Below are 23767 nucleotides of genomic sequence, written 5' to 3' on the forward strand. Positions count from 1 at the left end.
AGGAAGCCATTTTGATTGAGAGGTCCTGGTAAAAGGGATTATCGGTTCCCGCACAAATGCAACCATCTTAGATGCAGATTTTGTCCGGTTCCCTGCTCCAAGGCCCGATCCCACGCCTGATCCACCAGACCTGGAAGACCCGCGATGTCCCGCCCGGGTTCCAGACGCTGCAACACAGCTGGATCGGACGCAACCCCGGCTTCACCCACCGTTTCTGGACCGACGAGGACATCGAGCGCTTCGTCGTGGAGGAACATCCGGAGCTGCGGCCGGTCTTCCGGGGGTATGCCGACCCCATCGCACGGATCGATCTGGCCCGCTACCTGATCCTGCGCCGTTTCGGCGGGGTCTATGCCGACCTTGATTTCGAATGCCTGCGCCCGATCGACGGGCTGCTGGAGGGCCGGAGTTTCGTCGTCGGGCTGGAGCCGGAGGAGCATGGCAGGCTGGCGAAGGCGGTTGAGCGCGGGCTGCCCCGTATCCTGTGCCCCTCCTTCCTCGCATCGGTGCCCGGCCATCCCTTCTGGGACCATCTGCTGGACCGGCTGGTCGAGGCCCGGCACTGCCCCGACGTGCTGGATGCCACCGGCCCCTTTCTGCTGACCCGTGCCCATGAGCAGTATGGGGAGGTTGGGCATGAGGAAGAGGGGGCCGCGGTGACGGTGCTGCCGCCGGAGCTGCTCTATCCCGTGACCAAGGAGGAGTGCTGGAGCGGCCGCCTGTTCGATCCCGTCTTCTGGGAGCGGGCGACCCGTCAGGCCTATGCGCTCCATCACTGGGAGGGCACCTGGTTCCGGGACGGTGCCGGGCGCGGCACCGCCCTGCCGCAGCAGGTCACGGCGGTGGTGACCGACGGGCGGCCGGACGGCGGCCGTCCCCCCGTGGCGCAGGCGCAGGGGCTGCCGCTGATCTCCTGCCTGATGGTCACCAGGGGGGAAAGGGCCGGGCCGCTGGAACTCGCCATCGACGGATTCGCGCGCCAGACCTATCCCAACCGCGAGCTGGTCATCGTCTGCGACAGCCCGGCGCTGCCGCAGGACGATCCGCTGGAACGCGCCATCCGCGCCGCCTGTTGCCCGAACGTCCGGCTGGTCCGGGTCGAGGCGGGCAGTCAACCTGATGGCCAACCTGATGGCCAACCTGATGGCCGGGCCGGCGGGCTGACGCTGGGCGAACTGCGCAACATCGCGCTCGACCATGCGGCCGGATTCCACGTCTGCCAGTGGGACGACGACGACCTCTACGACCCCTGCCGGCTGGAGATGCAGCAGCGGGTGCTGGCCGCCGCCGGCGCCCAGGCCTGCCTGCTCGGCCGCTGGATGATCTGGTGGCCGGCCGAAGACCGGTTGGCGGTGTCCTGCGAACGGGACTGGGAGGGCTCGCTCCTGTGCGAGAGGGCGGTGATGCCCCGCTATCCGGCCCTTCGCCGCGGCGAGGACACGCCGGTGGTGGAGCAGCTGCGCCGGGATGCCCGGGTGGTGCGGATGGATGTGCCGCGGCTCTACACCTACGTCGTCCATGGCGGCAACACCTTCACCGCCCGGCATTTCGAGGAGCATTGGCGGGCCGCCACCGCCCGTTTCAGCGGTGAACGCTGCCGGGCCGTGCTGGAGGAGATGGGCAAGCGCCTGCCGGTGGGAGCCTATCGGCGCGCCGTCCTGCTTGCTCCGGCCGTCGCGGCGCGGCGGGAAAAGGTGCTGGTGCTGACCCCGGTGAAGGATGCCGCTGCCCATCTGCCGCGCTATCTGGAGTTGCTCGGCCGGCTCGATCACGATCCGTCCCGTCTGTCGTTGGGCTTTCTTGAGGGGGACAGCGGCGACGGCACGCATGGCTGGCTGGCCGACCGGCTGCCGGAGTTGCGGCGGCGCTACCGCCGGGTCACCCTGCTGCGCCACGATTACGGATTCCGGCCCGCGGGGCCGCGCTGGGCATCGGAGATCCAGCGGCGGCGGCGGGAACTGCTGGCGCGCTCGCGCAACCGGCTGCTGTCCGGGGCGCTGGAGGATGAGGACTGGGTGCTGTGGCTGGATGCCGATCTGGTCGGGTATCCGCCGGATCTGCTGGCCCGGCTGCTCGCCGCCGGCCGCGACATCGCCGTTCCCCACTGCGTCCTGCCCGACGGGCGGACCTTCGATCTCAACAGCTTCCGACTGGCTGGCCAAGAGGGAGGCGGCGAAGACCCGCGCCATCTGGTCGATGGGATCTTCCAGCCGCCGCGCGGCGCCGGGCGGCTCTATCTGGATGCCTTCGCCGGCGAGGCCATCGTGCCGCTGGACGGGGTGGGCGGCACGGCATTGCTGGTGCGGGCGGACCTTCACCGCGAGGGGCTGTGTTTCCCTCCCTACAGCCACCGCGGCTACATCGAGACGGAGGGGCTGGCGATGATGGCCAAGGATATGGGCGTGACCGCCTGGGGCCTGCCGGACCTGCGCATCGTTCACGCCGATCATTGACGAATCCAATCCCGTCCTTCCTGTCCGGGAGTTCCCCATGCCCGACCAGTCCATGCCCGACCATGCCCCGTCCGACGACCTCCATGCGATCTCCCGCCTTGCGGTGAGCGTGGTCGTCTGCACCTACCGGCGGCCGGCACTGCTCGACCTCTGCCTTGCCAGTCTGGCCGGGGAGACGACCTCTGCCGGCCTTCACGAAATCCTGGTGATCGACAACGCTCCGCAGCAGGACGCCCGGCCGGTGGCGGAGCGGTGGCGTTCCGTTTTCGCCGGGCATGGCACCAGCCTGCGCTATGTGGTGGAGGAGAGAACCGGGGTCGGCCACGCCCGCAACCGGGGTGTCGCCCTGGCCGCCGCCCCGCTGGTGGCCTTCATCGATGATGACGAGCGGGCCCTTTCCGGCTGGCTGGAGCGGCTGACCGCACCTTTCGCCGATCCCGGCGTCGACATGGTCGCCGGTGAGGTCGATCCCGATTTCGGCGACCATTCGCGTCCGGACTGGCTGACCGACGGGCTGCTGCACGTCTTCTCGTGCCGCTGGGGCTGGGACAGCGTGCCGCGCTTCCTGAAGCCGGGCGAATGGTTCGGCGAAGGCAACTGCGCCTTCCGCAAGCGGCTGGTCGACGGCCGCGGCTTCCCGACCGACCTGGGCCGCAGCGGCGATGGGCTGATGTCGAGCGAGGGCATGCTGTTCACCGCCCTGCGCGCCGCGGGCGCCACCGCCTATTACGTCCCCGGCGCCCGCGTGTCCCACCACATCCACCCCGACCGGCTGGACAAGGCCTGGGTCCTGCGGCGGATGTTCTTCCAGGGCACCTCCGACTACATCGCCCACCGCCGTTACGGTCTGAGCAAACTGCCGCAGGATTTCAACTTCAGCCTGGGCAAGCTGATGGCGCTGGACGTGCAGGCGCTGGACCCGGCCAGCCTGCAGGCGATGTCGCACCTCTATTACCAGCTCGGCTACGCGGCGGGGTCGAACATGTACTGAAGCGGCCTGGTCGGAACTCCTGGCCGCCTCAGGGCGTCACATAGATCCGGTTCACGAAGGGGTCCAGCCCATCCGGCAGATCGGCGCAGCGGCGGTCGAGCGGCGGGACGGTCGGGCCGTGTGGGGTGCGGTTGATGTTGTACTGGCCGGACAGCAGCAGGCGCCGGCCGCGCCGCGGCAGGGCGCCCTTGTGGACGCCGTAGGTGTCGCCCAGGAAGCGGCTGCCGGCCGGGCCCGTCACCGCCACGGTATCGCTGGTGCCGAAGGCGGCCTCCACCTGCGCGTCGGTCAGGGCGCGGCCGGTGGAGAGCCGGCGGCTGCGGTGGCTGCCCTTGACGAAGATGTGCGGGCCGCCGTCCTCGTCCACGTCGGTCAGGTAGAAGAAGATCTTGAAGCCGCGCAGGCTGTCCAGATCACGGTGGTGGCGCTGGGTGCCCTTGGCCGCGTCGCGCCCGCCGAAGCTCTCCCCGCCCCAGGACCACCAGCAGCCGATGTTGTCGAGGATCGGCTTGCAGCCGAGATACAGCTCCGCCACCTCCAGCACCTGCGGGTCGTTGAAGAGAGCCAGCACATGGGGCGCCCGCAGGATCTGGTCGATGCCGTGATAGCCCATGTTGGAGTCCGGGCTGGGCGGGCTGTCGGGCCGGAACCAGCCCAGATGCGGGCGGAAGGGATCGTGGCAGGGGGTGTTCTCGAAATAGGCGCGCAAATCCGCGACGATGGCCGGGGCGATCGGCGGCAGCAGCGGGGTGATGCCGTCCCTCTCCAGCGTCCGGCACCAGTCCCGCGCCTCCAGCGACGGGTAGAAGCCCGGCGTGCGCGGCCGCCGCACTGCGATCAGCGCCGCCAGCCGGTCGCGCAGGCACGGGTCGGTGACGATGGGCAGGATGTCGTAGATGGCGTAGCGCGGGTCTGCCTTCGCCTTGCGCCAGTAGGCCCGCGGCGAGGCGATGCGCGTCCGCACATTGTCCAGAAAGCTGCCGACGGGGGCGGGAGCGGAGGTGGGGACGAAGGAGGACGCCATGGGATGCGGCACCGCGCGAAAGGAGAATCGTTCGTGACGAAGACTCTCCATAAGGGCAGCGGTCTTTCAAGGCGTATCCGCCTGTCCGCGCCACTCTGCTGCTGAGGCACGGCGTCGCGGGTTATAAGGCATAGGGTCTTTTGAGGAACGAAGAAGGCAGGAAACCCGATGACCATGACCGGTGTCGAACATCGCGTGCTGTACCGCGATCCGCGTTTCTATGCGTCCTTCCCATCGCTGGCCCCAACCATGCCGGGACAGCAGGGAGCGATTCTGCTGGCTTTCCGGCGGGCACGAGACCATCGCTGGCTGCGCGGGCCGGAATACCGGGCGGGGGAGGCCGGCTTCAACCATGTCGACCATCTCGATTCCCGTTCGCAGACCGTGCTGCTGCGGCTCGGCGCCGATGCGGAGCCGCTGGGGGAGGAGACGGCCCTGCCCCCCGACCCGCAGGCAGCCGACCAGGATGCCAGCCTGCTTACCCTGCGCGACGGCCGCATCCTGCTGACCGGCTTCCGCTGGTATCCGGTGCCGTCGTCGCAGGGGGAGGAGTTGCGTGCGCTGGGGATCGGGCTGACCGGCAGTCCGCAGCGAACCGGTGACCTCTACATCTTCTGGGGCGGCTACAGCCGGCACAGCGACGATGGCGGGCGGAGCTGGACCGCGCACCACGACCTGCCCGCCCTGCCCGGCCATCCCGACATCGTCCCAGGCCGGCGGCCCTTCTATGGCGGTGCGGTCCGTGGCCGGGCGGTGGAGGCGCCGGACGGCACGATCCTGCAGACCGGCTATACCCACCACCCCTCCACCGGCACCTATGCCAGCCATCTCTTCGCCTCCACCGACCGGGGGGAGAGCTGGGTGCACCGGGCGGTGATCGCCATCGACCCCGAGGCCAGGGCCGGTTTCTGCGAGACGGCGCTGCATCTGGACGCCGACGGCGTTCTGCACGCCTTCCACCGCACCACCGGGCTGGACGACCATCTGGCCACCTCGCGCTCCACCGACCTCGGCCACAGCTGGGAGCCGTGGCGCCGCCATGCGGTGGTCGGCCATCCCTATGACGCCTGCCCGCTGCCGGATGGCCGTCTCCTGCTGGCCGGCGGCTATCGCCATGCGCCCTACGGCGTGCGCGCCCGCCTCTACGACCCGCGCCGCCAGCAACCGGACGAGGGGACGGAGCTTGTGCTGCGCGACGACGGGCCGGCGCCGGACCTGGGTTATCCCTGGGCGGCGGTGCTGCCGGACGGGCGCGCCATGGTTGCCTATTACATCTGCGACGCCACCGGCCTGCGCGGGATCGAGGCGACGCTCTTCCGTCCGTGAAGCAGAGGGCCTGAGAAGAGCAGCCCTGCGACCCGCTGTGCCCTGGACCGGCCGGCGGGGGGCGGGCTACCCTTCGCATCATGGAAAGCCCCCTCCCCTTCGTCGCCGCCAAGGCCGTCCCCGGCATCGCTCCTGCTGCCTACCACGCCCCGGAGATCTTCCGGGCGGAGGAGGAGCGGGTCTTCCGCCGGTCCTGGGTCTTCGCCGGCTTCACCGACGACCTCGCCCGGCCCAACGACTATCTGACCCGGCGCATCGGCGGGCTGGACGTGCTGGTGCAGAATTTCGACGGGGAGCTGCGCGGCTTCTGCAATGTCTGCACCCACCGCTTCGCCATGATCCATCGGGCGCCGCGCGGCAACGGCATGCTGCGTTGCGGCTATCACGGCTGGACCTTCGACCGCGACGGCGTGCCCTATGGCATCCCCGGCAACGAGGCGAATTTCGCCCTCGACCGGGAGGGCCGCTGCGGCCGCTCCCTGACGCCGGTGGCGGTGGGGGTGTGCGGGCGATTCGTCTTCCTGCGGGTGGCGGCGGAGGGGCCGGATCTCGACGACTGGCTCGGCGTCACTGCCGACGTGCTGCGCCATGCCTCGGAGATCTTCGTCCGTTCCTTCGACGAGCGGTCGATGGAATGGGCGGCCAACTGGAAGATGGGGGTGGAAAGCGTGCTGGAGGTCTATCACGCCGACCTCACCCACCCCACCACCTTCCGCAAGCTGGTGAAGGGCGACTGGCGCTGCGATTACGACGGCGCCCATTCCCGCGGCGTCACGTCGGTGTCGGACAAGAGCGCCCGCTGGTGGGACGGCGTGTCGGAGCGGCTGGGCTTCCGCCCCAGCACGGCGTTGCGTGAATACGACCACCTGCACATCTTCCCCAACCTGGAAATCGGCTTCACCCGCGGCGCGGTGATGAGCGTCCAGACTTACGATCCGCTCGGGCCCGACCGCTGCGCGCTGAGCCTCCGCCTGTTCCTGGCCGATCCGGACGGCGATGCCGGCCGGGGCGGTCCCGCCGCCCGCCGCCTGATCGAGGAGGGCGCTCGCGACCTCAACATCGCCCTGCTGCGCGAGGACCAGGAGGCTTCCGAACTGGCCTTCCGCGGTTGCCGCCAGACGGACCGTCCCGCGATGCTCGGGCTGAACGAGGAGCGCATCCAGCAGTTCCATGCGGTGTGGCGTGGGATGATGGGCTGACAAGGGGCGGCGATCCCGATTTTGTCACTGTTCGGTGGACCGGCCGTCTGTCACCATCGCGCGGGGGGCTTGGTCGTCGGAGGTTGATCCACCATGGGCGGCGCCGTCCCGAATCCGTCTTCCGTTCTTCCTGCCGTCATCGCCCTCAACCGGCTTGCCTTCGGTCCGCGCCCTGCGGATCTCGACGCCGGGATCGGCGATACCGGCCGGCCCGACTGGCTGGCCCGCTGGCTCGACCGCCAGCTGTCTCCCCCCGATCCTTCCGCTGACGAGCGCGACGACCCCGAGGTCGGCCGCCGTCTCGCCGACGCGAAGTTGCGCATCCGCTACCCGGCCGGAGATGGCTGGAGCGCGGTGGACGAGGACCGGCCGCTGGCCTGCCTGGGCCAGCCGATCGAAGTGCTGTGGCCGCTCGCCGCCAACCGTCCGGCGGTCGCCGGACCGGAGCGGCAGAGACCGAGGCTGGAGGTCGCCGCCGCCACCCTGATCCGCGCCGTCCACAGCCGCTGGCAGCTGCGCGAAGTGCTGGTCGATTTCTGGCACAACCATTTCAACGTCAATGCGGCGGGCGAGCCTGCGGTGGCGGCCGCCCTGCCGGTCTATGACCGCGCCGTGATCCGTCGCCATGCGCTGGGCAATTTCCGCGCTTTCCTGGAGGCGGTGGCGACCAGCAGCGCCATGCAGGTCTATCTGAACAATCGTTCGTCCCGTGCCGGTGCCGCCAACGAGAATTACGCCCGCGAGCTGTTCGAGCTGCACACGCTGGGACGGGACGCCTATCTGAACGCGCTGTACAACCGCTGGCGCGAGGTGCCGGGGGCCTTGCGCGGCGCGCCGGACGGCTACATCGACCAGGATGTCTACGAGGCCGCCCGCGCCTTCACCGGCTGGACGCTGGAGGATGGCGCCGGGCTGGGCGGCGATGCCAGGCTGCCGGTGACCGGACGATTCACCTATGTCGAGGGCTGGCACGACGGCTATCAGAAACGGGTGCTGGGACGGGAGTTCGACCCTTTCCAATCTCCGATGGCCGACGGCCACCGCGTGCTCGACCTCGTGGCCGACCATCCGGCAACCGCCCGCAACCTCTGCACTGCGCTGTGCCGCCGGCTGGTGGCCGACGACCCGCCGGCCGGGCTGGTCGCCCTGGCGGCGCGGGTGTGGACGGACAACCGCAGCAAGCCGGACCAGATCGCCCGTGTCGTCCGCGCCATCGCGCTGTCCCCCGACTTCTCCCGGATCCGCGACGCCAAGGTGAAGCGCCCGCTGGAGCTGGTCGCCTCCTTCGCCCGCGGCGCCGGCATCGACCTCGTCCCCACCAACCCGCTGTTGGGCGAACTGGACGGCAGCGGCCAGCGGTTGTTCGGCTGGCCTGCCCCGACCGGCCATCCCGACCGGATGGAGGCGTGGCTGGGGGCCGCCGCCATGCGCCGGCGCTGGTCCCTGCTGCTCGGGCTGGCGGAGAACCGTTGGGAGACGGGAGCCATCGACCTTGCCGCCCATTTTCCGGCCGCATTGCCGGCGGCGGCGGCGGTGGACCGCTGGCAGGGGATTCTGCAGGGCGGCGGGCCGGAGCCGACGACCACCGCCGCCATTCTGGCCGGCATGGGGCTGGCGGCCGACGCGATGCTGACGCCCGGCACGAAGGCCGGCGACGACCGCCTGCGCCGGGTCGCCGCCTTCGTGGCGATGGCGCCGCGCTTCAACCAACGCTGAGGGAGGCTTGAGCCATGACGATCTCTCGCCGCACTGTGATGCGGGGCGGTCTGGCGGCCGGACTCGGTCTGGCCGGGGGCGGTCTGACTGGGCTGCCCGGAATCCGCAGCCTTGCCTTCGCTGCCGATAAGGCTGTTGCCTCTTCCGCTGAGGCGCCGGCCGGGACGCTGGTGGTGGTGTTCCTGCGCGGCGGGGCGGACATGCTGGCGCTGGTGGCGCCGGCCGACGATCCCGACTACCGCGCCGCGCGGACGCCGGAACTGCGGGTGGCGGCCGAGGGTTCGCGGGCCGGCATCCGGCTGGAGCAGACGCTGGCCCCCGCCCTCGATTTCCGCCTGCATCCGGACGCCGCCCCGCTGGCCGAGCTGTATGCCGCCCGCCGGCTCGCCATCGTCCATGCGGTGGGGTTGACCGACGGCACCCGCAGCCACTTCGTCGCCCAGGACCTGATGGAGCGCGGCATCGCCCGCGAGGAGGATCTCGCCCGCACCGGCAGCGGCTGGGTCGCCCGCTGGCTTGGTGACGGGGGGCTTGGTGAAGGGGGGCATGATGTGGCAGGGCGGGTTCCGGCCATCGGCACCGCCGCTGCTCCGGCCGCCGCCCTGGCCGGGATGGGCGGGGCGCTCGCCGTGCCCGACCTGCGCGGCGGGCTGGCCCCTCCCGGTGGACCGCAGGCAGCGGCGGTGCTGGCGGCGCTGTCCCGGCAGGGCGACGGCGCCTATGAGCGGGCGGCGCGCGCGGCGCTCGACGGGCTGTCCATGGTCGACGGCCGGCTGCCGCGGGAGGCCGGCGGCAAGGTCGCCGCCTATGATGCGGAAGGCGGGGCCGTCTATGAGGAGACCGAGGCCGGGCGTGCCTTGCAGACGGTGGCGCGCGTGCTGAAGATGGACATCGGCCTGCGGGTGGCCTGCGTCGATGTCGGCGGCTGGGACACCCACGAGAACCAGCAGGGGCGCTTCGCCACCGCCGTCGGCCAGCTGTCGCGGGCCATCGCCGCCTTCCATGCCGACACCCGGCGCTATGAGCGCGACCTGACCATGGTGGTGATGAGCGAGTTCGGCCGGCGCCTGCGCGGCAACCGCAGCCAGGGCACCGACCATGGCCATGGCGGCGCCATGCTGGTGCTGGGCGGGCGGGTGGCGGGCGGGCGCCTGCTGGGCCAATGGCCGGGGCTGGCCAGCCATCAGCTGGACCGCGGCGTCGATCTGGCGGTCACCACCGATTACCGGACGGTTCTGTCGGAGTTGATCGGCGCGCCGGCGTCGCGCAGTTTTCCGGGGTTCCAGGGCAAGCCGCTCGGGGTACTGTCGGCGTGACGCTGCCTGGCGGCGCGGAACGGACTTGATGAGGAGCACCCGGATGCCGGCCTTCGCCGCCAACCTGACCATGATGTTCACCGAATGGGCCTTCCTCGACCGCTTCGACGCGGCGGCCGAGGCCGGCTTCACGGCGGTGGAGTATCTGTTCCCCTACGACCACCCGCCCGAGGCGGTCGCCGCGCGGCTGGAACGCAACCGCCTGACCCAGGCCCTGTTCAACCTGCCGCCGGGCGACTGGGCGGCGGGCGAACGCGGGCTGGCGGCGTTGCCCGACCGGTTCGACGCGGTGAAGGCCGGCGTCGAGCGCGCGCTGGACTATGCCGGGGCGACCGGTTGCACCCGGCTGCACCTGATGGCTGGCCTGGCCGACCGTACCGATCCCGCGGCGCGGGCGAGTTACGTCCGGGCCGTCCGGCACGCCGCCGGACGCCTTGCCGAACAGGGCGTCGACCTGCTGCTGGAGCCGATCAACGGGCGCGACATGCCCGGCTATTTCCTGAACGACTTCACCGAGGCCGAGACGCTGATCGCCACGCTCGACCTGCCGAATCTGAGGCTCCAGTTCGACGTCTACCACCGCCAGATCCTGCACGGCGACGTGACCATGGCGCTGCGTCGGCTGATGCCGATGATCGGGCACATCCAGATCGCCAGCGTGCCGTCCCGCCACGAGCCGGATGGCGAGGAGCTGAATTATCCCTTCCTGTTCACGGAACTGGACCGGCTGGGCTATGCCGGGTTCGTCGGCTGCGAATACCGTCCGCGTGCCGGCACGGTCGAAGGCCTGGGCTGGGGCCTGGGCTGGTTGACGCCGAACCGCGCCGCGGTCATCAGGGGCTGATCAATGCGGGTTAGGCGGATGGGCCTCTCACCGCCACTCCCGCCCGTCCATGTCCTGGTAGACCCGGAAGCGGTCGCGCACCGCCAGCCAGTCCTCGGCCAGCATTTCGAAGATGTGCAGGTCGATCTCCTGCCCGTCCTTCACCACCTGGCGCTTCAGCACGCCGACCGGGCGGTAGCCGATCATCGGCTGGCCCTTCAGCAGGCGGGGGCTGTTGGTGCCCAGGATGTGGTTCACCACCTTGCGCAGCCCCAGCGTGAAGAAGACGTGGTTCAGCATGTAGGCGAAGTTCAGCGGGGCTGCCCCCATCCGCCCTGCCCGCTCGCCCATCAGCACGCCGATGGTGGCGATCCGCCAGTCCGGCTCGGTGATGGTGATGGAGACATGGCCGGCCGGCACGCCATCGACGCAGAGGATGCGGTGGACATAGTCGTCCCGCTCCGCGCAGCGCCGCAGCCACGCCTTCTGCCGCTCCACGTCATAGGGGACTTTGGTCAGCATCTGCCCGGCGATGTCGGGCCGCGTCCGCCAGTCGAGCAGCAGTTCGGCGTGATCCTCCGTCGGTTCGATGAAGGTCAGGGCGCCGTTCATGCGGCTTCTCCCGCCTGCGTTTCTCCCAATTGCCTCAGCATCGCCTGATGGAAGTCGAGGATGCGGCGTTCGCGCCGGCCGTAGATGCCGGTGATGTGGGGGAGATCGGCGATGCCGGGACGGCCCTGCTGCACCGCCTCGCAGACCGGACGGTCCTCGGCGATCACGGCGCCGGCGGATTCGATCAGGTAGGCGGCGGTGGAGCGGTGGAAGGCCTGCTCGCGCGCCGTCTCCAGCCGGGTGGTCGGCAGGAACAGCTGCCACCGCAGCACCGCGGCGTCGGGGGCGACGGGATCGACCCGGTGCGGGATCACCGTGGCGCCATAGAAGGTCGCCAGATAGAAGTTCGGGAAGATGAAGGTGTGGCGGTAGAAGGACTCCTCGGCGAAGCGGCGCATGCGCAGCTTGGCGTCCAGCTTCGCCCACCAGCCGGCGGTGCCGTCGGCCAGCAGCCAGCGGGAGTCGCTGTTGGCGCCGTGGCGTTCAGTGACGAGGTGGTTCTGCCAGTCGGGATGCACCGCCGGATGGATGGTGTCGGGATGGACGGTGGAGCCGTGGAAATCGTCCATGGTGTTCTCGATCAGCGCCTTCCAGTTGGCCTGGAACGCGATGCCGATCGGGGGCTGCGGGTTCAGGCAATTGGCCGACATCATCGCCAGCCGCTCGCCATAGGGGACCAGATGCTGGGCCAGGGTCGGGCCGCCCTCCTGTGCCACCCGGGCGAAGACCAGGGCGCCGCAGCGGTCGATCTCCAGGGGCCGCACCCGTTCCCCGTCGCGGCAGACGCCCTCCATCGTTTCACCGCCCATCGCCTCCCCGCGGCGATGCAGCTCGAAGCGCAGGCCGGCCATCTCGGCGGTCAGGAGGTTGGTGTCATCGAACACGCCCATATAGAGCCAGCAGCGGCCGAAGACCCGCTCGCGTTCCTGTGCGAAAGCCTCCTTGGTCCAGAAATGGCTGTGGGGAAGAAAGGCGCCGTCCTCGGGAATGACGCTCTGGACGGGATGCGCGCTCATGCCGGCAGTTCCGTATCGGCTGTGGCGGGATAAAGGGTGATGGTGCGGGAGAAGCGCCGGTCGGCACCGGGGGGGGCGGCGCTGTGCAGCACAAGCACGCCGTCCGGAGCCAGATGCAGGCGCAGGTTGGCAGCCCCGATCGTCTCCCAATCCTCTGCCGGCTCCACCGCATCGCCGCGGTGGGTAAAGGCATCGGACAGGGCGGTCAGCCGGGCGAACAGGGAGGTACCCAGTTCCTCCTCCAGCGACGGGCCATCGACGGCGACCCGGACGAACACCAGCCGGCCGCAGCGGGCCAGCGAGGCCGGGTGCAGGGCCAGCCGGCGGCGCCCCTCGGCCTCCAGCTGGAAGTCGGTCGGATTGAAGGGCAGCCCCACCGGCACGCCGTCGGCGTCGAAGCTCCAGCCGTGGTAGGGGCAGCGCAAGGGGCCGCAGCCCGCCGGCTCGCCATGGATCACGGCGAAGCGGTGGGTGCAGACGTTGCGGAAGGCAACCACCCGTCCCTTGATGTTCTGCGCCACCAGCGGCACCGCCCCGACCCGCGTGGTGACGAAGGCGTTGGGGGTTGCGAGGTCGTCCGCCATGCCGAGATGGAACCAGCGGCTTTCGGGCGCTTCGTTCTGCATCGCGGGCCTCAGGCGGTGCGGCCGCCGTCCACCGTGACGATGGACCCGGTCATCCAGCGGCTGGTGTCGGCGAGCAGATAGGCGATCATGTGGGCGATGTCGTCGGGATGGCCGAAGCCCAGCGGCTGCAGCGTGCGCAGATGCTCGTACTGCTCGGCGGTCAGCTTCTGCTTGCCGCGCTCGATCAGTTCGGTCTCGACGATGGAGGGAACCACGCAGTTGACGCGGATGCCGTCGCTCAGCAGCTCCACCGCCAGACCCTTGGTGGCGGCGATGATGCCGCCCTTGCTGGCGGCATAGACGACGTTGCCCGGCGAGGCCGCCGTCGCGGCGGTGGAGGAGATCAGCGCCATCGCCGCCCGTTCGGCATGGCAGCCCTTCTGCCGCAGCCCGCGGGCGAGCGCCAACGCGCTGCCCAGATTGGCCCGCATCACCTCGTCGAAGAAGGTGGCGGAGAAGATGCGGATCGGCCGCAGCGTCTGGATGCCGGCGCAGTGGGCGATGCCGTCGAAGGGCGCATCGTCGGCGCACAGCCCCTTCACCCAGCCGGGCACCGCTTCGAGATCCGACAGGTCGAAGGGGGCGATGGCGTGGTCGTCCCCCTCCAGGCGGTCGGCGGTCCCGGCCAGCCGTTCCTCATCGCGGCCGTTCAGCACCAGCCGAGCCCCCAGCTTCGCCAGCACCACCGCCGTCGCCCGGCCGATCCCGGCCGACGCCCCGGTCACCAGGATGCGGCGGCCGGTCAGGTCCATGGGGTTGTAGGCGGCCGGGGAGCGGGCGGTCATGGCGAGGAAATCCAGATTGGTGGCGTGTCGGGTGAGGACCATAGCACAGGCGCGAGGAGCTCCCCGCTGCGGCTTTTTCGATGGACGGCGAATGGAGCTTGGATGGGGATGTTCCGCGCCGTAATTGTCCGCAATCAAGGATCCGGAAACCAATCCCGCGCCACTGTGCGCTATGGTGTGGGCCATGGGGCCGGCCACCGGTTTCCGAAGAGGCCCCCCGCCGGGCCCTTGAACACGCGAAGGACAGGACAGCCATGAAAGCCATCATCGACGGCATCCGGATCGCCGGCCTGCGCGCGGTGGTGCCGCCCCAGCGCCATTCCTTCGTCGAGGATCCGGGCATGTTCACGGTGGAGGAGGCGAAGAAGCTGGCCGCCACCATCGGCGTCCAGGAACGCCGCGTGCTGCCGCCGCCCTATTGCGCGTCCGACCTCTGCGTCGCCGCGGCGGAGGGGCTGATGCAGCAGCTTGGCTGGGATCCGGCGACGGTCGAGGTGCTGGTCTTCGTCTCGCAGGACGCCGACTATGTGCTGCCGGCCACCGCCTGCATCATGCAGCACCGGCTGGGGCTGCCGACCAGTGCGGCGGCCTTCGACGTGCCGCTGGGCTGCTCCGGCTATGTCTATGGCCTGTGGATCGCGGCCAAGCTGCTGGGCGGATCGACGGCCACGCGGGCCCTGGTGCTGTGCGGCGACAACGCCACACGCCACCTGCATCCGGAGGACCGCGCCACCTTGCCCTTGTTCGGCGATGCCGGATCGGCGACCGCCCTTGAGGTCGACGCGGCCGCCCCGTCCATCCCGGTGGTGATCGGCACCGACGGCGCCGGCGCGCCGCATATCTTCGTCAAGGCCGGCGGCAAGCGCCATTGCCTGATCCCGCCGGTCGGCACCGCCGGCCGGATCGCTGACACGGAGGCAGCGGCCCAGTTGGAGCGTGACTCCCGCCTGACGCTGAACGGGGCGGAGGTGTTCTCCTTCACGCTGCGCGCCGTGCCGCCGTTGCTGCGCGAGGCGATGGAGCATGCCGGCACCGATGTCGACGGCATCGACCGCTTCGTCCTGCACCAGGCCAATGCCTTCATGCTGGAGCATCTGCGCAAGCGCGTGAAGGCACCGGCCGACAGGTTCGTCATCGACATGCAGGGCTTCGGCAACACCAGTTCCGCCTCCATCCCGCTGGCGATCTGCCACAGCATGGGAGCACAGCTGGCGGCCGGGCCGGTCAAGACGCTGATGGCCGGATTCGGGGTGGGCTGGTCCTGGGGAGCGATGGTGGCGGAACTGGGACCGATGCCCGAGCCGCAGGTGGTGGATTTGCCCGAAGGCTATCCGGTGCTGGCGGTGTGAGCGGGCTGATGCCTTCCCGGCACTGTACCTCCACCTGGTTCCTTGGCGTTGCTGCGCATCGATAAGGCTGTGCTTACGATAGACCCAGGCGATCGAGCAGACGCTCGGCGGTGAAGTCACCGTTGAGGACATCCGCCGCGCTTTGCATTGTTCTGCCGAGGGGACCGCGGATGGGGATGGCCCGTTGACAGGCAGCGGCGACGGAAGCCGGAGTCCAGCGGTCGAAGGTGGGCATCGTGACGATGTCGGCGGCCTTAAGACGGGCGTTGGCGAGAGAAGATTCGGGCAGGACCACCGCGCATCCCCAAGCCGCTGCTTCGTGCAGGATTCCGGATTCCTGGCGGTCGTAGGCCGGACCGTAGGGCAGGATGATCACGTCGCAGGCTGCCAGTTCCCGCATGTAGATATCAGTCTCCAAATCGCCTTCGAGACAGCTTACCCGGTCGGATCCCAGGACGTCGGCGTGCGCTGCCAGCAGGGCTTCCGCATCGTAGGTGGCTCCTGACGTGTTGACCTGCAGAGTGGCCGTAACCTCTGGATTGGCAGCCAGCAGCGTGCGCAAGGCGGACAGGAAAACACCCAACCCTTTCTGATCCCACCAGCTCAGGCCGAAATACCCGAATCGACAGCTGTTCGGAGGGCGGGTTGGTAGGCTGGCTGCCGGGATGCGGGGGACAATGAACGGGAAAGGCAGCAATTCGGCCCTGACCCCGGGCAGGCTGTGCAAATGGGCGAGATGAGCGGCGGAAAAGGCGAACACAGCCCGGCAGGTCAGTGGACGCTCTTGGCACCATAGGAGGAAGCGTCCAAAGATGTCGCTGTTGCGGCGGTGGATTTCGCCATCAGCCGAGGCGTAGCATTCCTGACTCCAAAGCAGTGCTGCGAAAGCAACGGACTCGCCATCTGCCAGACGGCGATCGATGGCTTTCATGAAGCCGTAGACGTTGCGATGGTGGGCAGCCAGAAGAAACAACAGATCTCCAGGGTGCAAGGGAGGAAGCCGATCGACATCCTGATAGAATCGGTAATTTGCGGCTCCGATCTCGGCGACCGGATCAGGAAATTCCTGGATCCGAACATGATCCAAGTCCCTCTCGGCCTCCAGTTCGGCAAGCAAGCCGCTATCGGTGACTTGGCGCGGGACATGGATACGGCAAGCCAAGCCGCGCCTCGTTGCAGCCCTGCGCAATTCCAGAATCTGGTGATAGTTGTGACCGCCACGGCTTTCGATGTTCGGCACCAAAAGGTGCAGGGTCCGCTGCTCTGGGGGATTGTGGGTCATTGACGGAAAACCGGCCTCACGGCAGGCCATACTGAACTCCGGTATGGTGGAAGATGGATCCGACACGTCTTACGACGGGTTGCCACACAGGCTGCGAAACCGTTCCAACTGTGCCTCGCGATGAGCACAGCCAGACAATGGATCCTTCGCCAAGTGAGGTAGAATCTCGGCTCTGGCGAAGTCCCGCAATTCCGCCATGGGGCCATAGCGGTCGACCGTCAGAAGCCAGGACTGAGCCGCTTCCACAAAGCGCGACCGGTGCAGCAGCACCTCCGTGATCAGGTGGCGATACCAGGAGAATTCCAAGGGTTGCGGCCGGTCGAACGCCGCTTTGGCGGCGGCCAGGCCGTCACGCAAGGTGGTCAGGACGATGTCCGCCAGGACATCGGCATCGCCGCCGGCGGTTTCCAGGAATTGCTCCGACGAACGGCCCCAATAATCGAAATCATGCCGGAAGGACCCGAAAACCGATGCCGACGCCTCCAGCACTTGAATCGACGGGATCCCGGCTTTGGCTGCGCTGCTGGTCGCCGCGACTGTCAGGCCGCTGCCGCACCCCATGAAGAGATCGATGTGATGGGTGAGATGCGCGGTCTGGCGGATGCTGAGATGCCCTCCCCACAGGATGCGCGGGTTCTCGCTCACAACCGGCAGGTGGGTGGACAGAATGACCACGCAGTCAGGCATTGCCGCCGTCACACGCTCCGCGACCGCTTGCGCCAGGGCCGGGGTCATGAATGACTGGCCGGACTTTGCGAAGCATTCGACCAAGCAGACGCGGCTCCCCCGCGGCGCCACCATCTCGGCGACCCAGGCATTGACCTCATCGCGCTCCTCGTCCGTCAGATGGATGTGGGCGATTGCCGGGTCCGTGATCCTGCCTGGATAGCCGCGATACAATGATGGGCGGACCGTGCCATCGAAATGACGCATGTTCCCCGGCCAGATCTGGGTCATCACCAGGCGGGTGAATTCGCCCGCCCCATGGCGAGCCCAGGCCTCCCGCTCGAATCGGTGCCAAGCGCGCTCCATTTCGGCGAAGTCCCGGACGGGAAATTCCCACCACTCGTCGACGTAGGGCAGATGACGGACGGAATCTCGGGTCAGATCGGCGATGCCCCACGTCAAATGGGCCTTGGGATGGTCGAGCTTAATCTGGCGCGCGACGGCTGTGGCGTAGAGGCAATCACCGTTGGAGCCGAGTTGTCCCAGCAGGATTCGTTCCGTCATTCTTATACCGTTCTCTGGCTTATACCGTTCTCTGACACACGAGCCGCATAAGCATCATAACATCTTCAGCCAAGGTGAAAGGGGTTTCGCCGACAAGGCCGGTTCTGGTCGCAGATTTCAGTGTGTTGCGTCCCATGGGTTGGCTATGGTGCGGCGATCCGATGGTGTGCCGCCAAGCCGGGCGGCTGCGCTGCAAGGGGAGGGCATGGTTTTGCGGCCGGTACCGAGCAACGTTGACATTGAAGCGTGGCGCCAACGCATCCGTGACACCACTCTCGCCAACTATCATTTCCACATGGGATATGCCCTGCAGCGTGGCGGCGAGACGTCCGCGGCGGCGACCGCCTATTCCCGCGCATTGGCTGTCCAGCCTGATCACGCCTGTGCCGCCTTCATGCTGGTTCAACTTGCGACCGCCGCAGGCGATCTTGCCCAGGCCGCTGCCGTCGATCAGGCGGCACGCCGCCATGATCCGGCCTATGATGCCTGGGCGGTTGCCGAACTGGTGCTGAATGCATTGGAGTTCGGAGAGCGCGAAAAGGCCGAGGCGGCCATCGCCATGGCCGCCGGCAATTGTCTGGAAGCACCGGCGGTTCGGCTGGCATCGGCCGCTGTCGCCAGCCAGGACGGGAACCTGCCGCTGGCCGCCCGGACCTTGACCGGCATAGCGGCGGCTGACCTGAAGCATATGGATCGGTTGGCCAAGACGCCGCTGATGCAGCTGACCCACAACCTGATGTCCGCTGCCGAACTGGATCTGGCCGGGATGCTGCTGGCGGCTTTCGGGCAGATCGTCGATCACGAACCTATGCTGATCTTTATCCGGGCTGTCCTGGCCCGGTGCCGGGGCGCGCTGGTCGAGGCCGAGACGGATTTGAAGTCCCTGTCCGTCCAGGGCTGGAGCCCGGCCATGGTGCGGCTGACCTATGCCGCACTTCTGCTGACGACGGGGCGCGGCAGCGATGCGGAGCGTCTGGTGGCGGAGGTGCTGACCGCCGAGCCCAATCATCCCTCTGCCATCGGCATCCAGGCGCTGATCCGGCTGGGGGACGGCGACGATGCGGCAGCCGAGGCCCTGTTGGGGGGCCGGGATTTCTCCCTTCGTCCCGCGACGGATGCCTGGCTTTCAATGGCCACGATCGTGCTGCTGGGCCGATATGGCCGCCACGTGGAGGCGGAAGCCTTGACCCGCTCTCTCATCGCTACGCTGGGGCCGGTCTTCGATCTGGTGATGGCGGCGTTCCCGTTGTCCGCCGAAGCCGGCAATGTGGCCCGTTATGCCGCCGCGGTGGGGCACCCTCCTCGTCGGTGGATGAACGCACAGTAAGGCCATGCGGCTCTCCCTCCTTCAACGCCTTCAGGTGCATCGATGAATTCAGTATCCCTCTACGAAACCGCGACTGGCCGTTGGTGGCTGCCGGATTCAGTGAAGACGGACATTGTTATTCAGGCTATGCGCGCGGGCGAGATCTTCGAACCCGAGGTGGTCGAAGCTGTCGCGAAGTACAGCAGGCCGGGCAGCACCATCCTGGATGTGGGCTCGAATTTTGGCCAGATGGCCATTCTGTTTTCCCGCATGGTCGGACCGGAAGGCTGGGTGCATGCCTTTGAAGCCGATCCCTTTGTGCTGGAACTCCTGCGCCGGAACATCGCCGAAAACGGGGCGGACCACGTGATCGTGCATCCCGGTGCGGTCTGGCATGAGCCGGGCCATAGCCTGATCTATCCCGAACCGGATTTCTCCCGCTTCGGCAGTTTCGGCAGTTTCGGCATCGACCCGCGCGCCACGGAAGGCCGCCGGGTGGAATCCCTGACCATCGACAGCCTGGATATCCAGGGCGACATCAGCGTGATCAAGATCGATGTGCAAGGCAGCGACCTCAATGCCATTCGAGGGGCTGTGCAAACCATTCAGAAGCACAAACCAGCCATCGTTTTTGAGTATGAGGTGTTGCTCCAAGATCAGTTCGGTACGAATTTTGCCGACTATGAACGTGTGATCGCGGATATCGGCTACCGTATCGATCATCACTTCTCCAACAATTATGTCATCCTGCCTACCTGATAATCCGTTTCAAGCTGGCTGTTGGGAAGGGCGGCCTCATATCCGACGCGCCATGTCCAAATGATGCTTCATCACGGCCGCTGGGCAGGAGCCAGGGATTGCTGGAGGGCAGCGCTGCCGGGTCATGCCGCCAAGCCTCACGCCCCAAATCTCACGCCCCAAGTCTCACACCCTAGGTCTCGTGCCCTCGTTTTTCCTGAAATTAATATTTTGCCGGCACCGTCACAACATCGGCCCTGCCTCGGCACAGATGGCGCAATGAGGAACTCAAGCGGAATGACGGATGATGCGGGCTGGCCCATGCTGCCGGCGGACGTCGCTCTGGTCTCACTGGATGTTTTCGACACCTTGCTGTTTCGGAAACTGGAGGATCCCGTTCAGCTGTTCGACATCGTGGCAGCCCGGTCCATCGCCGCGGGAGTGATGGACGCATCCCTGGCGGGCATGGCCTTCCGCCGCTTGCGGCAGGCTGCGGAGCAGGAGGCCCGTGCGGCACAGCAGGAACGCACCGGCGGCCGGGAGGTCACCCTGGCGCAGATTTATGCCTGCCTGGAAGCCGCCCTGCCGGATCCCGCAGCCGTCGCCAGGATCGAACTGGCGGTCGAGGCGGAAACGAGTCTTTCTAATCCAGTTCTTCGCGATTGGTTGCATCACCTGCACCGGCGCGGTTTGCCCGTGGTGTTGCTGTCGGACATGTATCACTCCACCCCGACCATCGCCGCCCTGCTGACGGCGGCGGGGATCGGACCGGACTTGTATCGTCGGCTGTACGTGTCCGCCGACCATGGATGCTCCAAGCGCGACGGCGGACTGTTCGCCCGGCTTCTGGCCGATTGGCCGGAGATCTCCCCCGGGCGGATCGCCCATATCGGCGATGACCCGATGGCCGATGTCGGAGCCGCCCGCAAGGCCGGATTGACCGCCCTGCTCTACCAACCGTCATTCCGTTATGCCGCTGCCCGTGAGCGGGAGCGTCGCCTGATGCCGGGGGGAGCCTATGACCCGACCCGCCGGCTGGCGGCTTTGCCGGCAGTTACCGACGATCTGGCTTTCTGGCGTGATTATGGCGCCCTGATCCTGGGGCCGGCAGTGGCAGGTTACTGCCGCTGGGTGGTGGAGGATTGCCGTCGGCGGGGGATCGACACCATCCTTTGTTTCTGGCGGGAAGGAGCGGTATTCGCTCCCCTGATGCGCGATTATGCGAACCGGCGCGGCTGGCCTCTGCAGGTCGAAACCCTGGCGATTTCCCGCCAGGCACTGGCGCCGCTGGCATTGGAGAGGCTGGACCGCGCTCGGGCCCGAGCGCTCCTGCACAGCCGTCCCCATCTGCCATGGAACCATCTGCTCGCCGAAGCAATGGGCAGCGACCCCGCATCGCTCGATCTGGGGGATCTCGCCGATCTCGCCGGCCTGACGCTGGATGGATTGCTGTCGGTGCCGGACGGCGCGCTGGACCGGGTTCTGGCCCGCTTCGACACCCCCGCGGTGCAGGCGCGGGCGAAGGAAACGGCGGCATCCCTGCGCCAACGCCTTGTCCGGTACGTCGCGCCGATGCTGGAAGACCGACACGTCGCCTTGGTCGATCTGGGCGCGCGCGGAACCACGGCAGCAGCGCTGGTGGCTGCTTTGGCGGCGGCCGGTCGGCCGGTCGACGGTTTGCGGGCCTATCTCTGCTACGCGGTGTCCGACATCGCCCGCCATCAATTGCAAGGGCTGGCGGTGAGTGTTTACGCCGGTGACAGTGCGATGGGAGCGGCATTGGGCACCATGCTCTATCGCAGCCCGCAGATGCATGAGCGGGTTCTGACCGGATTGGAGGGCACCACCCTGGGCTACAGCACAGGGACTGATGGCTTGGTCGAGCCCGTTTACGACTCCGCCACCGCCACCGGGGAGGAGGCGCGGGCCATTGCCGCCGCCCGTCAGGGTATCGCCCGCTATTGGCAGCTTGGCCTCGATATGCCGCCTCCGATGGCGGACGATGCGCTGCTGCCGTTGTATGCAGCCATCACCCTGCCGACCCCGGAGGAGGCACAGCAGCTGGGGCAACTTCGCTATGACCAGAATGATGGCAGCGGCGATGAACGGATGATCTGTGACGAGCGGGCGCTGGATACCGTGCGGCCGCTGCTGGAGCGTCAGGCGCAGCCGTTGCTGCCGTTGGCGCTGGGGCTGCGCCCGGCCCTGGTGGGCTGGCCGCAGGGGGCCATGACCATCTTGGATCCCAGGGCCTTGAGCCGCCATCATGATGCCGTGGCGGTCGATGCCGGGCATGGAGCCATCTGCCGCGCCTTTGTGGAAAGCCTGCGGGCGTCGGGGCTGGCGGAAGTCATTCTGCTGGCGGTTGGGGGAGAGGGCGGTATGGGGCCGGCCTTCATCCAGGCCGCCGCACAGCAGGGGCTGGCGGTGGCGGGCTATGTCGACCTGATGCCGGAATTGGTGGCAGGCCGATATTTCCATGATGTGCCAATGCTGGACTTGGCGGATTTGCCCGGCAGCGGCTGCCTGCATGTGGCTCTGGCGACCCTGGGCTACCGCGATCAGGCTCTTACACGGATCGCCGAGGTGTTTCAGGAGTCCGGATTGCAGCCGGTTTGCCTTCCCCTTCCGGGATGATCGGGCGCCACCCGTCCGCCTCAATCATCCCAACTGACGAAGAGCATGCTGAACCCGATCGGCTGACCTGCGTTGGAACTTTCCGTCAGCCGCCAGGGTGGTCATCCCATCGTTTCCCGAACCGCCTTGTCTTCGTCTCTTGCCTTGGCCTCTTGTCCGGGCGTTACACCGGCTCCTGCTCTGGAGCTGGGTGAGGCAAGGCAACCAATCCATCGCCCGCCGGCAGGATGGCGGCGTGGAATCGTGCCTGCTGCAAGGAGGCCAGGCTGGGAAGGATTTGAGGCCAATGCTGAGTGGCGATCACGATGTCAGGTGCGTCGCCCGCTGCTCCGGCCAGCAAATCGTCCGGACCGATGACCTCCAGTCCGAACAGCGAGCCGCGCCGATACGTATCGATGAACCCCGCCGGCGATACCCCTGCGGATTGAGCAAACCGGAACGCTCGCTGCCCAGCCTCCCCCGCACCATAAATCCAAGTTGCGGCAGTGCGCAGGCTGTCCCACCGCTGAAGGCTGACCGACTGCCCATCCCGGTAAGCCGGGAATTTGGACTTCAGGCTGTTCAGGTGGGCCGGCATCCGGAACGGGCCGGATATCGGGGTGTGGGGAATGAAGTCATCGCCCACGCGCCGGAGGATCACATGGCCTGCGAGAGGCAGCGCGTCGGGAAACTCCTGCTGAATGGCCAGGGAAACCCCCGGGTGAAAATCCAGCCGCAAAGTCGGGTGAAACTGGACACTGAGATCTCCTGACGACCGGCAGACATCATCCCCGGCAACAGGAACCGGAAGCTGCGCCTTGCCCACCAGAAGCAGTCCCCCGTCGCGGACCAATGTCCGCGCTCTTTCAAGAGCGGGAACCATCTGGTCGCGGTAAAGAGGAGCTTCGAGCAGAACCAGATCGAAATCGCAGGCAAGAACGGACAGGATTTCCGCCGCCGGTCCTCGCAAGGTATGGATCTTTACCTGATCCGGCGCGAAGCCGGCGTTCCACTGGAAAAGCTCATAGCCCAAATCCTGCTGGGCCAGCCGTAGCGCCAGAAGCTGTTCATCCCGCTGCAAGACGCCCAACTCGTTCGGCCGCAATTGGACACCCCAGCTGTCCACAGCGAAGATGGTCCCACCCAATGGGGCGTGCTTTCCCATAGCATCCGCCAGGGTCAAGGTCGATGCCCCCACCCCCGCACCCACGTGCAGCAAACGCATGGCCCCGGCCTCCGGCGCCGTATCCCGCACCGCGAATTGCAGCAGCGCTGGATCGGTCAAGGCGGGGGTTGCCAACTCCAGATCCGGAAAATAGGGCTTGTCCGGGCTAACCAGTGACAGCAGCGGGTTCATCT

General features: G+C 67.8%; 19 protein-coding genes. 11 read left to right on the top strand and 8 right to left on the bottom strand.

What is annotated here, in order from left to right:
* Window positions 1–71: 71 nt before the first annotated feature.
* Both E6C72_RS30485 and E6C72_RS30490 read left to right on the top strand, forming a co-directional pair.
* Window positions 72–2453: a glycosyltransferase gene (locus E6C72_RS30485; RefSeq protein WP_109085417.1), complete on the top strand. Its 2382-nt coding sequence runs from the start codon at window positions 72–74 to the stop codon at window positions 2451–2453.
* Between the two features lie 37 nt (window positions 2454–2490).
* Window positions 2491–3444: a glycosyltransferase gene (locus E6C72_RS30490; protein WP_247875643.1), complete on the top strand. Its 954-nt coding sequence runs from the start codon at window positions 2491–2493 to the stop codon at window positions 3442–3444.
* 28 nt (window positions 3445–3472) lie between these two features.
* Here E6C72_RS30490 and E6C72_RS30495 read toward each other — a convergent pair whose 3' ends face one another.
* Window positions 3473–4468: a hypothetical protein gene (locus tag E6C72_RS30495; protein ID WP_169055337.1), complete on the bottom strand. Its 996-nt coding sequence runs from the start codon at window positions 4466–4468 to the stop codon at window positions 3473–3475.
* Window positions 4469–4636: 168 nt separating this feature from the next.
* On the opposite strand from E6C72_RS30495, the gene E6C72_RS30500 reads away from it, so the two are divergent.
* The 5 genes from E6C72_RS30500 (at window position 4637) to otnI (ending at window position 10869) form a co-directional block, all read left to right on the top strand.
* The gene (locus E6C72_RS30500; protein WP_109085415.1) at window positions 4637–5794 is read left to right on the top strand and encodes a sialidase family protein; all 1158 of its coding nucleotides are present in this window, start codon (window positions 4637–4639) and stop codon (window positions 5792–5794) included.
* Between the two features lie 80 nt (window positions 5795–5874).
* Window positions 5875–6993 (top strand): aromatic ring-hydroxylating dioxygenase subunit alpha, encoded by a 1119-nt coding sequence (locus E6C72_RS30505; protein ID WP_109085414.1) that lies wholly within the window; start codon window positions 5875–5877, stop codon window positions 6991–6993.
* 93 nt (window positions 6994–7086) lie between these two features.
* Window positions 7087–8709, top strand: a complete 1623-nt coding sequence (locus E6C72_RS30510) for a DUF1800 domain-containing protein (protein WP_109085413.1) — start codon at window positions 7087–7089, stop codon at window positions 8707–8709.
* A 14-nt stretch (window positions 8710–8723) separates the two neighbouring features.
* A complete protein-coding gene (locus E6C72_RS30515; RefSeq protein ID WP_109085412.1) occupies window positions 8724–10025 on the top strand; it encodes a DUF1501 domain-containing protein in 1302 nt (433 codons plus the stop codon).
* A gap of 43 nt (window positions 10026–10068) precedes the next feature.
* The gene (gene otnI / locus E6C72_RS30520) at window positions 10069–10869 is read left to right on the top strand and encodes a 2-oxo-tetronate isomerase (RefSeq protein WP_109085411.1); all 801 of its coding nucleotides are present in this window, start codon (window positions 10069–10071) and stop codon (window positions 10867–10869) included.
* Window positions 10870–10896: 27 nt separating this feature from the next.
* Here the strand turns inward: otnI and E6C72_RS30525 are convergent, their stop codons facing one another.
* From E6C72_RS30525 to E6C72_RS30540, 4 genes are read right to left on the bottom strand one after another with little or no spacing between them, the layout of a single operon-like run.
* Window positions 10897–11460 (bottom strand): GNAT family N-acetyltransferase, encoded by a 564-nt coding sequence (locus tag E6C72_RS30525; protein WP_109085410.1) that lies wholly within the window; start codon window positions 11458–11460, stop codon window positions 10897–10899.
* Complete coding sequence (locus E6C72_RS30530) at window positions 11457–12476, bottom strand: RHO alpha subunit C-terminal catalytic domain-containing protein (protein WP_109085409.1); 1020 nt, start codon at window positions 12474–12476, stop codon at window positions 11457–11459. Before E6C72_RS30530 ends, E6C72_RS30525 begins: the two co-directional genes overlap by 4 nt.
* Window positions 12473–13102, bottom strand: a complete 630-nt coding sequence (locus tag E6C72_RS30535; RefSeq protein WP_109085408.1) for a Rieske 2Fe-2S domain-containing protein — start codon at window positions 13100–13102, stop codon at window positions 12473–12475. Before E6C72_RS30535 ends, E6C72_RS30530 begins: the two co-directional genes overlap by 4 nt.
* Window positions 13103–13110: 8 nt before the next feature.
* Entirely contained in the window at window positions 13111–13887 is a 777-nt protein-coding gene (locus E6C72_RS30540; protein ID WP_109085445.1) for an SDR family NAD(P)-dependent oxidoreductase, read from the bottom strand.
* Between the two features lie 254 nt (window positions 13888–14141).
* Here E6C72_RS30540 and E6C72_RS30545 point away from each other — a divergent pair, with 254 nt between their 5' ends.
* Window positions 14142–15236, top strand: coding sequence for a 3-oxoacyl-ACP synthase III family protein (locus E6C72_RS30545; RefSeq protein ID WP_109085407.1), 1095 nt, complete (start codon window positions 14142–14144; stop codon window positions 15234–15236).
* Between the two features lie 73 nt (window positions 15237–15309).
* On the opposite strand, the gene E6C72_RS30550 is transcribed toward E6C72_RS30545, so the two are convergent.
* Window positions 15310–16518, bottom strand: a complete 1209-nt coding sequence (locus tag E6C72_RS30550) for a hypothetical protein (RefSeq protein ID WP_158280152.1) — start codon at window positions 16516–16518, stop codon at window positions 15310–15312.
* Window positions 16519–16587: 69 nt separating this feature from the next.
* Window positions 16588–17748 carry a glycosyltransferase family 9 protein gene (locus tag E6C72_RS30555; RefSeq protein WP_109085404.1) on the bottom strand — a complete coding sequence of 387 codons (1161 nt, stop codon included), beginning with the start codon at window positions 17746–17748 and terminating at the stop codon, window positions 16588–16590.
* A gap of 295 nt (window positions 17749–18043) precedes the next feature.
* Between E6C72_RS30555 and E6C72_RS30560 the strand changes: the two genes are divergently transcribed.
* The 3 genes from E6C72_RS30560 to E6C72_RS30570 all read left to right on the top strand — a co-directional run bounded on the left by E6C72_RS30560 (window position 18044) and on the right by E6C72_RS30570 (window position 22429).
* Complete coding sequence (locus E6C72_RS30560; RefSeq protein WP_136700878.1) at window positions 18044–19075, top strand: hypothetical protein; 1032 nt, start codon at window positions 18044–18046, stop codon at window positions 19073–19075.
* 42 nt (window positions 19076–19117) lie between these two features.
* On the top strand, window positions 19118–19813 hold the full coding sequence (locus E6C72_RS30565) for an FkbM family methyltransferase (protein ID WP_109085402.1): 696 nt from the start codon (window positions 19118–19120) through the stop codon (window positions 19811–19813).
* Window positions 19814–20089: 276 nt separating this feature from the next.
* Complete coding sequence (locus E6C72_RS30570; RefSeq protein ID WP_109085401.1) at window positions 20090–22429, top strand: HAD family hydrolase; 2340 nt, start codon at window positions 20090–20092, stop codon at window positions 22427–22429.
* 163 nt (window positions 22430–22592) lie between these two features.
* Here the strand turns inward: E6C72_RS30570 and E6C72_RS30575 are convergent, their stop codons facing one another.
* Window positions 22593–23765 (bottom strand): hypothetical protein, encoded by a 1173-nt coding sequence (locus E6C72_RS30575; protein ID WP_109085400.1) that lies wholly within the window; start codon window positions 23763–23765, stop codon window positions 22593–22595.
* Window positions 23766–23767 lie beyond the last annotated feature (2 nt).

It is taken from the genome of Azospirillum sp. TSH100, from assembly GCF_004923295.1.
In the GTDB taxonomy this organism is placed as follows: domain Bacteria; phylum Pseudomonadota; class Alphaproteobacteria; order Azospirillales; family Azospirillaceae; genus Azospirillum.

What these genes read in the sequence shown, in the direction of transcription:
- E6C72_RS30485 (WP_109085417.1), top strand. Translation starts at nt 72, where the DNA reads ATGCAGATTTTGTCCGGTTCCCTGCTCCAAGGCCCGATCCCACGCCTG.
- E6C72_RS30490 (WP_247875643.1), top strand. Translation starts at nt 2,491, where the DNA reads ATGCCCGACCAGTCCATGCCCGACCATGCCCCGTCCGACGACCTCCAT.
- E6C72_RS30495 (WP_169055337.1), bottom strand. Translation starts at nt 4,468, where the DNA reads ATGGCGTCCTCCTTCGTCCCCACCTCCGCTCCCGCCCCCGTCGGCAGC.
- E6C72_RS30500 (WP_109085415.1), top strand. Translation starts at nt 4,637, where the DNA reads ATGACCATGACCGGTGTCGAACATCGCGTGCTGTACCGCGATCCGCGT.
- E6C72_RS30505 (WP_109085414.1), top strand. Translation starts at nt 5,875, where the DNA reads ATGGAAAGCCCCCTCCCCTTCGTCGCCGCCAAGGCCGTCCCCGGCATC.
- E6C72_RS30510 (WP_109085413.1), top strand. Translation starts at nt 7,087, where the DNA reads ATGGGCGGCGCCGTCCCGAATCCGTCTTCCGTTCTTCCTGCCGTCATC.
- E6C72_RS30515 (WP_109085412.1), top strand. Translation starts at nt 8,724, where the DNA reads ATGACGATCTCTCGCCGCACTGTGATGCGGGGCGGTCTGGCGGCCGGA.
- otnI (WP_109085411.1), top strand. Translation starts at nt 10,069, where the DNA reads ATGCCGGCCTTCGCCGCCAACCTGACCATGATGTTCACCGAATGGGCC.
- E6C72_RS30525 (WP_109085410.1), bottom strand. Translation starts at nt 11,460, where the DNA reads ATGAACGGCGCCCTGACCTTCATCGAACCGACGGAGGATCACGCCGAA.
- E6C72_RS30530 (WP_109085409.1), bottom strand. Translation starts at nt 12,476, where the DNA reads ATGAGCGCGCATCCCGTCCAGAGCGTCATTCCCGAGGACGGCGCCTTT.
- E6C72_RS30535 (WP_109085408.1), bottom strand. Translation starts at nt 13,102, where the DNA reads ATGCAGAACGAAGCGCCCGAAAGCCGCTGGTTCCATCTCGGCATGGCG.
- E6C72_RS30540 (WP_109085445.1), bottom strand. Translation starts at nt 13,887, where the DNA reads ATGACCGCCCGCTCCCCGGCCGCCTACAACCCCATGGACCTGACCGGC.
- E6C72_RS30545 (WP_109085407.1), top strand. Translation starts at nt 14,142, where the DNA reads ATGAAAGCCATCATCGACGGCATCCGGATCGCCGGCCTGCGCGCGGTG.
- E6C72_RS30550 (WP_158280152.1), bottom strand. Translation starts at nt 16,518, where the DNA reads ATGACCCACAATCCCCCAGAGCAGCGGACCCTGCACCTTTTGGTGCCG.
- E6C72_RS30555 (WP_109085404.1), bottom strand. Translation starts at nt 17,748, where the DNA reads ATGACGGAACGAATCCTGCTGGGACAACTCGGCTCCAACGGTGATTGC.
- E6C72_RS30560 (WP_136700878.1), top strand. Translation starts at nt 18,044, where the DNA reads ATGGGATATGCCCTGCAGCGTGGCGGCGAGACGTCCGCGGCGGCGACC.
- E6C72_RS30565 (WP_109085402.1), top strand. Translation starts at nt 19,118, where the DNA reads ATGAATTCAGTATCCCTCTACGAAACCGCGACTGGCCGTTGGTGGCTG.
- E6C72_RS30570 (WP_109085401.1), top strand. Translation starts at nt 20,090, where the DNA reads ATGACGGATGATGCGGGCTGGCCCATGCTGCCGGCGGACGTCGCTCTG.
- E6C72_RS30575 (WP_109085400.1), bottom strand. Translation starts at nt 23,765, where the DNA reads ATGAACCCGCTGCTGTCACTGGTTAGCCCGGACAAGCCCTATTTTCCG.